Raw genomic sequence first — 12,576 nt, 5'->3', positions numbered from 1 at the left:
CCGATGCCGCCGATCCGATTGATCATCGTGGACGACCACCCGATCGTCCGGGACGGCCTGCGCGGCATCTTCGCCGGCGACCCCGGCTTCGAGGTCGTCGGCGAGGCGGCCGACGGGCACGAGGCCCTCGCCGTGGCCTGCGCACCGGCCCCGACGTCGTGCTCCTGGACCTGCGCATGCCGAGGACGGGCGGCGTGGAGGTCATCCGCCGGCTCCGCGAGCAGACGCCCGGCGTCCACGTGCTGGTCCTGACCACGTTCGACGACGACGCCGACGTGCTGCCGGCGATCGAGCAGGGCGCCACCGGTTACCTCCTCAAGGACACGCCCCGTGCCGACCTGCGCCGTGCCGTGCAGGCGGCCTCCCGCGGCGAGACCGTGCTGTCCCCGACGGTGGCCGGCGTGCTGACGGCGAAGGCCCGCGCACCGGAGGCGCCGCGCACGCTGAGCCGCCGCGAACTCGAGGTGCTCAAGATGATCGCCCGGGGCGCGACCAACCGTGACATCGCCGGGAAGCTCTTCATCACCGAGGCGACGGTCAAGACGCATCTGCTCCACGTCTTCGCCAAGCTCCACGTGAAGGACCGGGCGGCGGCGGTGGCGGCGGCGTACGAGATCGGCCTGCTCAGACCGGCCGCCGACGGCTGACCCTCATCCCGCCGCGTTCCCCGTCACCCGTTGCGGGGTGATGCGGATCGTCACGCGCACCAGTTCCGGGGGCAGCCGGAGGTACTCCTCGCCGGCTCCCTCACCCGCGTACTCCTCCGCCAGCCTCACCGCCAGCCGCCTTCCCTCGTCCTCGGTGATCGTCGCGATCCCTCGGACCTCGACGTACCTGTCGGGCTCCGAAAGGTCGAACACACTGAGGCTGGCCCGTGGGTCCCGCTCCAGGTTCCGGACCTTGCGCCTTCCCGCCTGGGAGGAGATGACCACGTCGTCGCCGTCGGTGCCGACCCAGACGACCGAGGTCTGCGGACCGCCGCCGGGGTTGAGAGTGGCGAGAACGCCGAGGTTGGGAGCCTTGAGGAGGCTCCGGGCGCTGTCGCTGAGAGGGATGCTCATGATCGGCAGCATAGGGCCCAGGGATCACGCCGCGCCCGTGACGCCCTGACCTGGGACGTCGTCAGCCGGTGGTGACGGTGAGGCCGCGGATCTCGTAGCCGCCGATCTCGTCCTTGAAGCCGACCGTGGGCGCCGCCGCCATCCGGATCCCCGGCAGCGCGAAGAGCCGGGTGAGGAAGACGTCCGTCTCCAGGATGGCGATGCCCGCGCCGGGACACCGGTGCGGGCCGTCGCCGAAGGAGAGCACCGCCGGCCCGGCGCCCTCGTCGAGGTCCCGGCCGGGGCACGCGGACAGCGCCCCGGAACCCACCGCCCGGGGGTCGGCGTTCACCTCGTCGACGAGCAGTTCGATCACCTCGCCCGCGGGAACCGTGACCTGCCCGGGGAGTTCGAGGTCCGCGGTGGTGCGCCGCCGCAGCCGCGCCACCGCGGGGTCGAGCCGCAGGAGTTCGTGCAGCACGGCCAGCCGTTCCGGCTCCTCGGCCTTCCGGTACCGGTCGAGCAGCGCCTCGTCGGTGAACAGCTGCCACGCGGCGACGCAGATGAACTCCCGCGTCGTCACCATCCCCGCCGCGGCGAACGTCAGGCACTCGCCGAGGATCTCGGCGTCGGTGCATCCTTCGGCGATCAGATGGGAGATGAGGTCGTCACGCGGCTCCCGGCGGCGCGGCCGGACCGCGGGGCGGACGTCGGCCAGGTAGATGCTGCCCCAGCTGTGGATCTGCCGTCCCATCCAGTAGATCCCGCTCAGGCTGGTGAAACCGGGTCTGCCGAACTTCTCCGGGAAAAAGCGCTCCAGCCTGCGGCGGATGCCCGGCCTGCTCTCGGTGAGTCCGATGACCGCACTGGCCACCCCGATCGCCATGCCGAAGCTCAGATCGGACAGCTGCGCCGAGCCGTCCGCGCGCAGCCTGGCGAGCTGGCGGTCGGCGATGTCCGCCATCAGTCCGCGGTAGTGCTCGTCCACGCGGCGCGGCGTGAAGTAGCGCGCGGTCTGCCGCCGGTGCTCGCGGTGCTCGGGGCCGTCGCGGTAGAGGACAGGCCGGCGGATCCCGGCGGGCGCCTTGTCCACCGTCTCGACGCCCAGTCCGGCCTGCACGGTGGCCTCGGCGCGCAGCACGGCCCGCGCCTCGGCGAATCCGCGCACCTGCCAGGTGCCGTCGGCGGCCCGGCTGACCGGGCAGGTCCCGGGGGCGGCGGTCCGCCTGATCTTGCGGGCGTCGTCCATCACCTGATGCGACTCCTGTCTCGGCGTCTGAGCACACCGATATCACCGCATCGGATCGTGAACAAGGGCCGGTCGCCGCCCAGGCGGCGAAGGTTGACCTCAACCGAGGTTGAGATCGCAGGATGGCGGCCGTGCTCCACGATCACCGGATGGGACGTATATGAAGATCGAGATGTACGCCGATGTGCTGTGCCCCTGGTGCTACATCGGGAAGAGACGCCTGACGGCCGCCTTGGACCGGCGCCACGAGGGCGTCGAGGTCGTCTGGCGGGCCTACGAACTCGCGCCGGAGGCGAGCCGGACCCCCGGCCCGACCGCCGCGGAGGCCATGGCCGAATGGCGGGGCGATCAGGCGCCCGCCCGCATCGCCCTGATCCGGTCGGTGGGCGAGGCCGAGGGCCTGGACCTGAACCTGCACCTGGCCCGCCCGGTGAACACCTTCGACGCGCATCGGCTGACCAAGCTGGCCGCCGACCGCGGCCGGGCCGACCAGTTGATGGAACTGCTGCTGCGCGCGTACCACACCGAAGGGCGCAACGTGGCCGACGCGGAGGTCCTCCAAGGGCTGGGCGAGCTGGCCGGGCTGGACGGCGACGAGGCCCGCGCCGTCCTGGAAGGCGACGCCTACGCCGGCGACGTGCGCGCCGACCGGCGCCGCGCGGCCGAGCGCGGCGTGACCGGCGTGCCCAGCCTGGTGATCGACGACCGCCCACCGGTTCCCGGCGTGCGGCCGGTCGCGGACCTGCGACGGCTGCTGGACGACGGGTCGCTCAGTTCGGGACGATGACGGCGCGGCCGGTGAGCTCGCCGTTCTCCAGCCGGTGGTAGGCCTCCACGGCCTGGTCCAGCGGGAACGTGGTGACCTCCGCCCGGATCAGCCCGCGTGCCGCGAGGTCGAGCACCTCGCTCAGCTCCGGCCTGGTGCCCCAGTACGTCGACTGCACCGACACCTCGTACGGCGGCGAGCCGAACGTCACCGGCAGCGCGCCCCCGGCGATGCCGACGATGGTGAGGTCGCCGAGCATCCGCGCGACGGCGCCCGCCAGGGCCAGCGTCTCCTGCGCGCCCACGCAGTCGATGATCACGTCGGCGCCCCGGCCGCCGGTGGCCTCGCGGATCTCGCCGGCGGCCCGCTCGCCCGGCGCGACCGCGTGGTCGGCGCCGTGCCGCAGGGCGCTCTCCCGGGCCTGCTCGCGGGTGTCGACGACGATCACCCGGGCGGCCGTGGTCGCCTTGAGGATCTGCACCGCCAGGTGCCCGAGGCCGCCCGCGCCGATCACCACGGCGGTGCTGCCCGGCGGCAGCTTGGCCCAGGACCGGCGTACCGCGTGGTAGGGCGTGAGCGCGGCGTCGGTCAGCGGGGCCGCCGCCACCGGGTCGAGCCCGTCGGGCAGCGGCACCAGGAACCGGGCGTCGGGCACGAGCATGAACTCGGCCATGCCGCCGTCGAGGCCCAGCCCTCCGCCGCCCGCGGGCACCGGCGCGCCCGCCGGGTTCTCGCAGTAGGTCTCGACGCCGAGCCGGCACCGCTCGCAGACGCCGCACCCCCACGGCCCGTAGACGGCCACGGCCGTGCCGGGCTCCAGGCCGGTGACGCCGTCGCCGACGGCGTGCACCCAGCCGGCGTTCTCGTGGCCGAGCGTGAAGGGCGGCGCCCAGGGCAGCCCGCCCGTGAAGTCACGCATCAGGTGCAGGTCGGAATGGCAGGCGCCGGCCCCACCCACCTTGATCACCACCTGCCCCGGACCCGGCTCAGGGTCGGGCACCTCGACCAGTTCGGGCTCCGACTTCCAGGCCGGCAACCGCAACGCGCGCATCAACGCCACCTCCTGTCACTCTTCCTACCCTTGATCACGCCGGGTGTAGCGCGGCGTGATCAAGGAGGGTCAGCCCGCGGACCAGCCGCCGTCCACCGGCACGATCGCGCCGTTGACGAACGAGGCCGCGTCCGAGGCGAGGAACAGCGCGGCGTCGGCCATCTGCTCGGGCTGGGCCAGTTGGTCGCCGAGCGCCAGCACCGGGCTCAGCCGGGCGGCGCCGGCCTGGTCGAACGTCGCCCCGTCGGCGATGTTGGTCAGGGTGGCGCCGGGCAGGATGGCGTTGCAGCGGATGCCGTCCTTGGCGTGCGCCCAGGCCACGCTCTTGGTCAGGCCGACGACGCCGTGCTTGGACGCGGTGTAGGCGGCGCCCGCCGCGCCGCCGCGGATGCCGGCCTCCGAGGCGATGTTGACGATGGAGCCGCGCCCTTGGCGGAGCAGGTGCGGCAGCACCGCGCGGGTGACCAGGAACGTGCCGGTCAGGTTGACCCGCAGGACGCGCTCCCACAGCTCCGGCGGGATCTCGGCGGGCAGGGCCATCGTGTCGATGATCCCGGCGTTGTTGAAGAGCACGTCGATCCGGCCGTACGTGTCGATCGCGGTCCGTACGAGCGCGGCGACCGCGGCCTCGTCGGCGATGTCGGCGGTCACCGCGACGGCGGCGGGGCCGTCCGGCGCCGAGCCGTTGATCTCCTTGGCCGTCTGTGCGGCGCGTTCGGGGTCGAGGTCGCCGACGACGACGCGGCCTCCGGCGGCGGCGAAGGCGATGGCGATCGCCCGGCCGATCCCGGAGCCCGCGCCCGTGACGAGGGCGACGCGGTCGTCGAAAGTGGTCACAGGGTCCGTCCTCTCGCCAGGCACCAACCGGACAACATTGTCCGGTTGCTACGATAGCCGCCATGTCAGCCGAGCGTCGACCCAATCGCGGACCCAGCGCCGCGGCGGCGAACCGGGCGGCGCTCATCGCGGCGGCGCGCGAGGTCTTCGCCGGAGCGGGTTACGACGCGCCGCTCACCATGGTCGCCCGCGCGGCCGGCGTCGGGCAGGGCAGCCTCTACCGGCACTTCCCCGACCGGGTCAGCCTCGCGCTCGCCGTGTTCGAAGACAGCCTGGCCGACCTGGAGGCGCTCGCCGCCCGGCCCGACGCCACCCTCGACGACGTGCTCGCCCTGATCACCGAGCAGTCCATCGCCTCCACCGCGTTCGTCAGGATGGTGACCGTGCCGACGCAGCCCGACGAGCGCATCCTCGACGTGCGCGAGCGCGTCACCAGGCTGCTGGCCGGCCGGCTGCCCGAGGCGCGCCGCGCCGGCCGGATCCGCGAGGACGTGACGGCCGGCGACCTCATCATGGCCGTCGGAATGGTCGCCCTCCTGCTCGCCGAGGTCCCGGCGCGGGAGCGCCCCGCGACCGCCGAGCGGATGTGGGCCCTGCTGCGCCGGGGCATCGAGCCCTGAGCCGCCCGGCGGCCCCGCCGTCAGCGGGTCGCGGCGTGGCGCGCGGCCAGGTAGCCGAAGACGACGGCCGGCGCGATGGTCGAGCCGGGGCCCGGATACGTGCGGCCCATCACCGACGCCGTCGTGTTCCCCGCCGCGTACAGCCCGGCGATGACCGAGCCGTCCTCGCGCAGCACCCGCCCGTGCTCGTCGGTGAGCAGGCCGCCCTTGGTGCCCAGGTCGCCGGGATACACCCGGATGGCACGGAACGGCCCCTTCTCCAGCGGGCCCAGGTTCGGGTTGGGCTTGACCCGGGGGTCGCCGTAGTAGTTGTCGTAGGCCGTGCGGCCCCGGCCGAAGTCCTCGTCGACGCCGGTGCGGGTGAAGCCGTTGAACCGTTCGACGGTGGCGCGCAGCCGCTCCGGCTCCATGTCGATCCGCTTCGCCAGCTCCTCCAGCGACGGGGCCTCCACGAGCAGGCCGGCCCGCGCCCACTCCTTCTTGCGGCCGAGCAGGGTGGTGTTCAGGTAGCGCCGCGCGTGGCGGGCCTCGGTGATCAGCCACATGGGGCCCGGCACGTCGTGCTGGAGCATGTGGTGCCCCAGGTCGACGTACGACTCCGACTCGTTGGCGAAGCGGTCGCCGTTCGCGTCCACCATGATGCCGAAGGGCATGGACCGCTCGGCGAGCATGAAGTGGGCGCCGCCTTCCGGGCCGAGCGCGCTTCCGCCCCACCAGGCGTCGTCCATCAGCGCCAGCGCGCCGCCCGCGCGGGCGCCGGCCTCGATGGCGGTGCCCAGGTCGCCCTGCGGCGCCGAGGAGTAGCCGGGGATGCCGTGGTGCTTCTCCCGCCACTCCCGGTTGTGGGCGAAGCCGCCCGCGCCGAGCACCACGCCGCGCCGGGCGCGGACCCTGCGCCGCCTGCCGTCCTTGTCCACCACGGCGCCCACCACCGCGCCGTCCTCCAGGATCAGCTCGACGACCGGGGACGAGAGCCAGACCGGCGTCTGCTGCGTACGGACGATGTGCATGAGTGAGCTGACCAGCGCGCCGCCGAGGCCGACGGGCCGCTTGCCGCTCGCGTACGCGCCGATCGAGCGGAAGACGAACTGCGCGCCCCGTACGAAACCGGAGGGCGTGGACCAGGCGCGGGCCAGCAGCCACACGTCGTTCGTCATGAGGGGGAGCGGGATGCCGTCCTTGGCCCGCGAGGAGGCGTACCAGTCGCCGAGCAGCTTGGTGTCGAAGCCGGCGACCTCCAGCGAGCGGCCGATCTTGCCGCCGGGCCGGTCCGGGTAGTAGTCGGGGTAGTCGGGGGACCTGCGCCAGCGGACGCCCTTGCGGCCGAGGAACCGCACGACCTCCGGGCCGGTGCGGACGAACGCCTGCCTGCGCTCCGGCGACGAGGCCGGCCCGGCGTCGCCGATGACGTCGTCCATGTACGTCAGGGCCTCCTCCGCGGAGTCGCGGACGCCGTCCCGGACCATCAGGGGGTTCGCCGGCACCCACAGGCCGCCGCCGGAGATGGCCGTGGTGCCGCCCCACTTCGGGGTGCTCTCGACCATCAGCACGTCCAGGCCCTGGTCCGCGGCGGTGATCGCGGCGGTCAGCCCTGCCGCGCCCGTGCCCGCGACCAGGACGTCCACGAGGTAGTCCCACTGGTCGGTCATCCGGTCCTCCTGCGCTCGCCCGTACCGGACACTACTGTCCGGTACGGGCCAGTCTGCGCGATCGCCGAGCGAGGAGTCAAACAGGGGCGGGGCAGCCGTCAGCCCAGCCGCGCCACCTCCTCCGCGCTCAGCTCCAGGGACGCGGCGGCGGCCGAGTCGCGGATCGACTCCGGCCGGCTGGACCCGGGGATCGGGATGACCACCGGACTGCGGGCCAGCTCCCAGGCGAGGCAGACCTGCTGCGGCGAGACGCCGCGAGCCTCGGCTACCTCGGCGAAGGCGGCGCGCAGCTCGCCGGTGCGGCCGATGCCGCCCAGCGGCGACCAGGGCAGGAACGCCAGGCCCAGCTCGGCGCACACGTCGATCTCCGGTTCGCTGGACCGGAAGCGCGGCGAGTACTGGTTCTGCACGCTCACCAGCCGCTCGCCCAGGATGGCGTGGGCGAGCCTGATCTGCTCCGGGTTCGCGTTGGAGATCCCGGCCATCTGGATCTTGCCCGCGTCGTGCAGGTCCTTCAGCGCGCCGATGGACTCCTCGTACGGGACCTTCGGGTCCGGCCGGTGGTGCTGGTAGAGCCCGATGCTGTCGACGCCCAGGGCCTTGAGCGAGCGCTCGCAGGCCCGCTTGAGGTGGTCGGGGCTGCCGTCGACGTCCCAGCCGCCGCCGGGCGTGCGCACGTGCCCGCCCTTGGTCGCGACGAGCACCTCTCCCGGGTCGCCCGGCCACAGCGACAGCGCGCGGGCGACCAGCCGCTCGTTGTGCCCGGGGTCGTCGTGGTCGGGCGTGTAGGCGTCGGCGGTGTCGATCAGTGTCAGGCCGGCGTCCAGAGCTGCGAGGACGGTGCGGACGGACTGGTCCGCGTCGGGCATGTGGCCGGCCACCGACATGGGCATCGCCCCGAGCCCGATGGCGCTCACGGTGCGGCTTCCGATGGTACGAGTCTGCATACGACCAGCTTGTCGGCTGGAGCGGGCTCCACGTCAAGCGACGCCCCGGCCGGTCATCCTGGTCAGGGCGCTGCGTACCGTAGCGAACATGTCGAAGCTGAGCACGTGTCACCTTCAGCACCCGCCGCAGCCGGGAGCGCCGGCATGACCGCGCTGGACGGGCTGCTGGTCGCCGACTTCAGCAGGGTGCTGGCGGGACCGTACGCCACGATGCTCCTGGCCGACCTCGGGGCCGACGTGGTCAAGGTCGAACGACCCGGCGCCGGCGACGACACCCGCCACTGGGGCCCGCCGCACGCCCCCGGCGGCGAGGCCACGTACTATCTCGCCGTCAACCGCAACAAGCGGTCCATCGCCCTCGACCTGCGCGACGAGGGCGACCTGGAGGTCGCGCGAGCCCTGGCGGCCCGCGCCGACGTGCTGGTGGAGAACTTCAAGCCGGGCACCATGGACCGGCTCGGCCTCGGCCACGAGACGCTGCGCGCGCTCAACCCCGGCCTCGTCTACTGCTCCGTCACCGGTTTCGGCTCGGGGGCGGGCGCCGGACTGCCCGGCTACGACTTGATCGCGCAGGCCGTCGGCGGGCTGATGAGCGTCACCGGCGAGCCCGGCGGCGAGGGCACCAAGGCGGGCGTCGCCGTGGTGGACGTGATCACCGGCCTGCACGCCGCGCTCGGCGTCCTCGCGGCGCTGCGCCACCGCGACCGGACCGGCGAGGGCCAGCGGGTCGAGATCTCGCTGCTGTCGTCCCTGCTGTCGGCGCTGGCCAACCACTCCTCCGCGTACGCCGCCGCCGGGGTCGTGCCGAAGGCCATGGGCAACCGGCATCCGAGCGTCGTCCCGTACGAGGTGTTCCAGGCCGCGGACCGGGCGATCGTCATCGCGGCGGGCAACGACCGGCAGTTCCGGGCACTCTGCGCGGTGCTGGAGCGGCCCGACCTGGCCGGCGACGAGAGGTACGCCACCAACGCCGGCCGGGTCGCCGCCCGCGACCGGCTCGTCGGCGAGCTGAACAAGGCGCTCGCCGCGCGCACCGCCGACGAGTGGTTCGGCCTGCTCACCGCCGCCGGCGTGCCGTGCGGGCCGATCAACGACCTGGCCGCCGCCTTCGCCCTGGCCGAGGACCTCGGCCTGGAACCCGCGGTGGAGCTCGACGGCGTCGGCCAGGTCGCCAACCCGATCCGTCTCGGCGCCACCCCGCCCACCTACCGCCTCCGGCCGCCGTCGCTCGGGCAGGACGAGGAGTGGGTCCGCCGGCTGTTGCGGGGGTGAGCGGCTCGCGGACGCGCTCCGGTCGTTCTTGGCTTACTGTGCATCCCAAGGGATCCCGGTACGAGCAGGGCCCCGACCGATGCGCACGACACGGAGGATGACGTCCGCGAATGAGCACGCAGACGCAGGAGCAGCTCGGCCCCTACCGGCTGATCAGGAAGATCGGCGAAGGCGGCATGGGGACGGTGCACCTCGGTCTCGACGGTGCGGGCCGGGAAGTGGCGGTGAAGGAACTGCACCAGCACGTACGGGCCGACCTCAAGGCCGGCGACCGGCTGTCGCGTGAGGTGGACGCGATGCGGCGGGTCCGCAGCCGGCACGTCGCCCAGTTGATCGACGCCGAGCTCGCGGGGCAGCGCCCGTACGTGGTGACCCAGTTCGCCCCCGGCCGCACGCTGGAGGACACCGTGCTGACCCGGGGGCCGCTGGAGGCGCGCGAGGTCGCCCGCCTGGCCGTCGGGCTGTGCCGGGCGCTGGTCGACATCCACGCGGCCGGAGTGATCCACCGCGATCTCAAGCCGTCCAACGTCATCATGGTCGACGGTCAGCCGCTGGTCATCGACTTCGGCATCGCGCACCTGGTGGACGCGGTCAGGCTGACCCGGACGGGCATGTTCGTCGGCACGCCCGGCTACCTCGCCCCGGAGATCATCCGGGGCACGCGCATCACCCAGGCGGCCGACGTGCACGCGCTGGCCTCGACGGTGTTCTTCGCCGCCACCGGTCAGCCGCCGTTCGGGACGGGACCGTTCGAGGCGGTCTGCTACAACACCATGGAAGGACGGGCCCGGCTCGACCTGGCTCCCGCCTGGCTGCGCGGCTGGCTGGCGCGGGCGATGGAGATCGACCCGGCGGCCCGGCCCGGCGCCCGCGAACTCCTGCGTACGGCGGAGGCCCTCAACCCGGCCGCCGCGCCCCGGCCGGACCGCACCCTGACGCTGAACACCGTCTCCGACCTGCTCCCACCCGTCCAGTACGCGCCCGCGCCTGCGCACCCGCCGACCCGCCACCTCGACCAGCCGCGAGACCAGCCGCGTGACCGGTCGCGGGGCGACAACCCTTCGCCGTCGCAGCCCTTCGACCTCCGGCGGTTCCTGGCAGGCAGCGACTTCGTCGGCGTGCTCGCCCTCGTGACGCTGATGTCGGTGACCATCATCAACCCGGTCACCGCGGGCCTGGCGGTGGCGGCGCTCGCGCTGGGACTGCGCGCCGCCGACCACTTCCTCGGCCCGGACCGGCGGACGCCGGCCAGGGCCGCGCTCGTGGCGCTGGGCCACACCCTCCTGGCCCTGGCGTTGGGCATGACCGCCGCGATACTCCTGCACCGGGTGGGCCCGCTGAGCGCGAGCGACGTCGACTCCCTGGCCGCGGGCGCCTTCACCCTGGGCCTGTTCGTCCTGCCGGGCGCCGGCCCGGTACGGCGATCCGCCTCACGCGCCCTCGCCCGCCTGCTGCCCGGCCACCGCGCGATCGTGGTGTCGTCGGCCGTGATGGGACCGATCGCGCTGATCTCCCTCATCGCGGTCTGGCTCCCGCGGTGAAGCGGGCACCGTGAGTCCTCTTGCTTTCTTGATCCTTCATAGCTGCTAAGAACACCCGACTGTGGATGCACAGGCGCGAACGCGCCGATCCGAACCAGGAGATCGTGTGGACAGCACCGTATGGGTCGCGCTTTTGACCGGCGGGACGGCGATCTTAGCGGGATGGGTAGCCAGTATCGGGAACGCACGCGCAGCGCGAATCCAGGCCGAAGCATCTGTTAAGGCCCAACATCATGTCCAGATCCGTGAGGCACGACGAACGGCCTACCTGGAGTTCCTGGAGTGGGCCCACATCACAGGCGAGCTCTACTACCGGCTCGATGACATCTGCATCCAACAGACCCGGCCGGACGAGCAATCGAAGAAGCTCGATGAACTACGCACCGCCCTGCGCTGTCCGTGGCCGTGCAAAAGGGCTCTGACTCACTCTCGATGATCAGCTACTCAGGGTGAGCTCGGCGAGAGGATCCTGGCGCTTCTTCTCGTTATCGCGATCTTGTAACGGACCCCACACAGAGATGGCCGCTCGTCAACGATCTGGTTTGTCGAGAACCTGATCACTAACGAGCGGCCGTGGGGTTCATTGTGCTGCATGCGCCGGCGGGCGAGAACGCCTGCTGCCTTCGTTTGTTCTGCCCCGCTCTGCGGGAGATGGATGTCTTCGATGTTGAGGACCTCGGTGGCACCATGCTGATCGCGGCGCGCACCGTGGCGAGTGAGGCCCCGTGCCCGGAGTGTGGGTTGCTCTCGACCCGAGTGCACAGCCGGTATCGCCGGACCGTGTGGGATCTGGCGACGGGCGGGCGGCCGGTCAAGATCGAGTTGGAGGTGCGCCGTTTCTTCTGCGGCGACCCCTCCTGTGGCCGGGAGATCTTCGCAGAACAGATCGACGGGCTGACCCAGCGGCACGCCCGGCGTAGCAACGCGTTACGCGCTCTTCTTACCTCGATCGCGATAGCACTGGCCGGGCGAGCCGGTGCCCGCATGGCCTGCCTGGTCGGCGTGCCGGTCAGCCGATCCACGCTGCTACGGATACTGCGGGCGCTGCCCGATCCCGAGATAGGGCAGGTCACGGTGTTGGGTGTCGACGACTTCGCCAAGAAGCGCGGAAACTCATACGGCACCGTCCTGGTGGACATGGACACCCACCGTCCTATCGATCTGCTGGACGGCCGGACCGCCACCGACTTGGCCACGTGGCTGAAGGACCATCCCGGGGTGCAGGTGATCTGCCGAGATAGGGCTGGCTCCTACGCCGACGGCGCCCGTGAGGGCGCCCCCGAGGGCGCCCCCGAGGCCACGCAAGTCGCCGATCGCTTCCATTTGTGGCAGAACCTCGCGACGGCGCTGGAGAAGACGATCCGCGCGCACCGATCCTGCCTGCAGGAAGTCCCCGAACACGACACCACGATCAGAGACGACATCGGCAGCGAGTCCGAACCCGTCGAGCGGCCCAAGACCCTGGACTCCTACGGCAACGAACGGCCGATGGTGGCACGGACACACGAACGCTATGCTCAGGTCCAGGCGCTGCGGGCCAAGAGCCTGTCGCTGAACGCCATCAGCCGCGAACTCGGCCTAGCCTTCCGCACCGTCCGCAAGTA

At 72.4% G+C, this 12,576-nt stretch carries 14 protein-coding genes; 8 read left to right on the top strand and 6 right to left on the bottom strand.

Annotated features, from left to right (window positions below):
- Window positions 1-3: 3 nt before the first annotated feature.
- Together OUY22_RS36945 and OUY22_RS20600 are read left to right on the top strand one after the other, a co-directional pair.
- On the top strand, window positions 4-252 hold the full coding sequence (locus OUY22_RS36945; RefSeq protein WP_408638185.1) for a response regulator transcription factor: 249 nt from the start codon (window positions 4-6) through the stop codon (window positions 250-252).
- Window positions 195-647, top strand: a complete 453-nt coding sequence (locus OUY22_RS20600; protein WP_408638184.1) for a LuxR C-terminal-related transcriptional regulator — start codon at window positions 195-197, stop codon at window positions 645-647. Before OUY22_RS36945 ends, OUY22_RS20600 begins: the two co-directional genes overlap by 58 nt.
- A gap of 3 nt (window positions 648-650) precedes the next feature.
- Here the strand turns inward: OUY22_RS20600 and OUY22_RS20595 are convergent, their stop codons facing one another.
- Both OUY22_RS20595 and OUY22_RS20590 read right to left on the bottom strand, forming a co-directional pair.
- Window positions 651-1,061, bottom strand: a complete 411-nt coding sequence (locus OUY22_RS20595) for a PPOX class F420-dependent oxidoreductase (protein WP_270156688.1) — start codon at window positions 1,059-1,061, stop codon at window positions 651-653.
- Between the two features lie 61 nt (window positions 1,062-1,122).
- Window positions 1,123-2,289 (bottom strand): cytochrome P450, encoded by a 1,167-nt coding sequence (locus OUY22_RS20590; protein WP_270156712.1) that lies wholly within the window; start codon window positions 2,287-2,289, stop codon window positions 1,123-1,125.
- 160 nt (window positions 2,290-2,449) lie between these two features.
- Here OUY22_RS20590 and OUY22_RS20585 point away from each other — a divergent pair, with 160 nt between their 5' ends.
- Window positions 2,450-3,076 carry a DsbA family oxidoreductase gene (locus tag OUY22_RS20585; RefSeq protein ID WP_270156686.1) on the top strand — a complete coding sequence of 209 codons (627 nt, stop codon included), beginning with the start codon at window positions 2,450-2,452 and terminating at the stop codon, window positions 3,074-3,076.
- Here the strand turns inward: OUY22_RS20585 and OUY22_RS20580 are convergent.
- Both OUY22_RS20580 and OUY22_RS20575 read right to left on the bottom strand, forming a co-directional pair.
- The gene (locus OUY22_RS20580; RefSeq protein WP_270156685.1) at window positions 3,060-4,106 is read right to left on the bottom strand and encodes an NAD(P)-dependent alcohol dehydrogenase; all 1,047 of its coding nucleotides are present in this window, start codon (window positions 4,104-4,106) and stop codon (window positions 3,060-3,062) included. The genes OUY22_RS20585 and OUY22_RS20580 overlap by 17 nt on opposite strands.
- Before the next feature lie 69 nt (window positions 4,107-4,175).
- Complete coding sequence (locus OUY22_RS20575) at window positions 4,176-4,943, bottom strand: SDR family NAD(P)-dependent oxidoreductase (RefSeq protein ID WP_270156683.1); 768 nt, start codon at window positions 4,941-4,943, stop codon at window positions 4,176-4,178.
- Window positions 4,944-5,005: 62 nt separating this feature from the next.
- Here OUY22_RS20575 and OUY22_RS20570 point away from each other — a divergent pair, with 62 nt between their 5' ends.
- Window positions 5,006-5,563 carry a helix-turn-helix domain-containing protein gene (locus OUY22_RS20570; protein ID WP_270156681.1) on the top strand — a complete coding sequence of 186 codons (558 nt, stop codon included), beginning with the start codon at window positions 5,006-5,008 and terminating at the stop codon, window positions 5,561-5,563.
- A gap of 20 nt (window positions 5,564-5,583) precedes the next feature.
- Here OUY22_RS20570 and OUY22_RS20565 read toward each other — a convergent pair whose 3' ends face one another.
- Window positions 5,584-7,212 carry an FAD-binding protein gene (locus tag OUY22_RS20565; RefSeq protein WP_270156680.1) on the bottom strand — a complete coding sequence of 543 codons (1,629 nt, stop codon included), beginning with the start codon at window positions 7,210-7,212 and terminating at the stop codon, window positions 5,584-5,586.
- Window positions 7,213-7,310: 98 nt separating this feature from the next.
- Complete coding sequence (locus OUY22_RS20560; RefSeq protein WP_270156679.1) at window positions 7,311-8,159, bottom strand: aldo/keto reductase; 849 nt, start codon at window positions 8,157-8,159, stop codon at window positions 7,311-7,313.
- A 144-nt stretch (window positions 8,160-8,303) separates the two neighbouring features.
- Here OUY22_RS20560 and OUY22_RS20555 point away from each other — a divergent pair, with 144 nt between their 5' ends.
- The 4 genes from OUY22_RS20555 to OUY22_RS20540 all read left to right on the top strand — a co-directional run.
- Window positions 8,304-9,431 (top strand): CaiB/BaiF CoA transferase family protein, encoded by a 1,128-nt coding sequence (locus OUY22_RS20555; protein ID WP_270156678.1) that lies wholly within the window; start codon window positions 8,304-8,306, stop codon window positions 9,429-9,431.
- Window positions 9,432-9,541: 110 nt separating this feature from the next.
- Window positions 9,542-10,972, top strand: a complete 1,431-nt coding sequence (locus OUY22_RS20550; RefSeq protein WP_270156677.1) for a serine/threonine-protein kinase — start codon at window positions 9,542-9,544, stop codon at window positions 10,970-10,972.
- Window positions 10,973-11,078: 106 nt separating this feature from the next.
- Complete coding sequence (locus OUY22_RS20545) at window positions 11,079-11,408, top strand: hypothetical protein (protein WP_270156676.1); 330 nt, start codon at window positions 11,079-11,081, stop codon at window positions 11,406-11,408.
- Between the two features lie 137 nt (window positions 11,409-11,545).
- The coding region (locus OUY22_RS20540) for an ISL3 family transposase (protein ID WP_270156675.1) at window positions 11,546-12,576 on the top strand (1,031 nt) is incomplete at its 3' end.

Source organism: Nonomuraea corallina, assembly GCF_027620315.1.
Classification (GTDB): Bacteria; Actinomycetota; Actinomycetes; order Streptosporangiales; family Streptosporangiaceae; genus Nonomuraea; species Nonomuraea corallina.
This window is presented reverse-complemented; position numbering and strand designations above follow the sequence as displayed.

Coding starts and splice junctions, on each gene's coding strand:
- OUY22_RS36945 (WP_408638185.1), top strand. CDS start 4: ATGCCGCCGATCCGATTGATCATCGTGGACGACCACCCGATCGTCCGG.
- OUY22_RS20595 (WP_270156688.1), bottom strand. CDS start 1,061: ATGAGCATCCCTCTCAGCGACAGCGCCCGGAGCCTCCTCAAGGCTCCC.
- OUY22_RS20590 (WP_270156712.1), bottom strand. CDS start 2,289: ATGGACGACGCCCGCAAGATCAGGCGGACCGCCGCCCCCGGGACCTGC.
- OUY22_RS20585 (WP_270156686.1), top strand. CDS start 2,450: ATGAAGATCGAGATGTACGCCGATGTGCTGTGCCCCTGGTGCTACATC.
- OUY22_RS20580 (WP_270156685.1), bottom strand. CDS start 4,106: ATGCGCGCGTTGCGGTTGCCGGCCTGGAAGTCGGAGCCCGAACTGGTC.
- OUY22_RS20570 (WP_270156681.1), top strand. CDS start 5,006: ATGTCAGCCGAGCGTCGACCCAATCGCGGACCCAGCGCCGCGGCGGCG.
- OUY22_RS20565 (WP_270156680.1), bottom strand. CDS start 7,212: ATGACCGACCAGTGGGACTACCTCGTGGACGTCCTGGTCGCGGGCACG.
- OUY22_RS20560 (WP_270156679.1), bottom strand. CDS start 8,159: ATGCAGACTCGTACCATCGGAAGCCGCACCGTGAGCGCCATCGGGCTC.
- OUY22_RS20555 (WP_270156678.1), top strand. CDS start 8,304: ATGACCGCGCTGGACGGGCTGCTGGTCGCCGACTTCAGCAGGGTGCTG.
- OUY22_RS20550 (WP_270156677.1), top strand. CDS start 9,542: ATGAGCACGCAGACGCAGGAGCAGCTCGGCCCCTACCGGCTGATCAGG.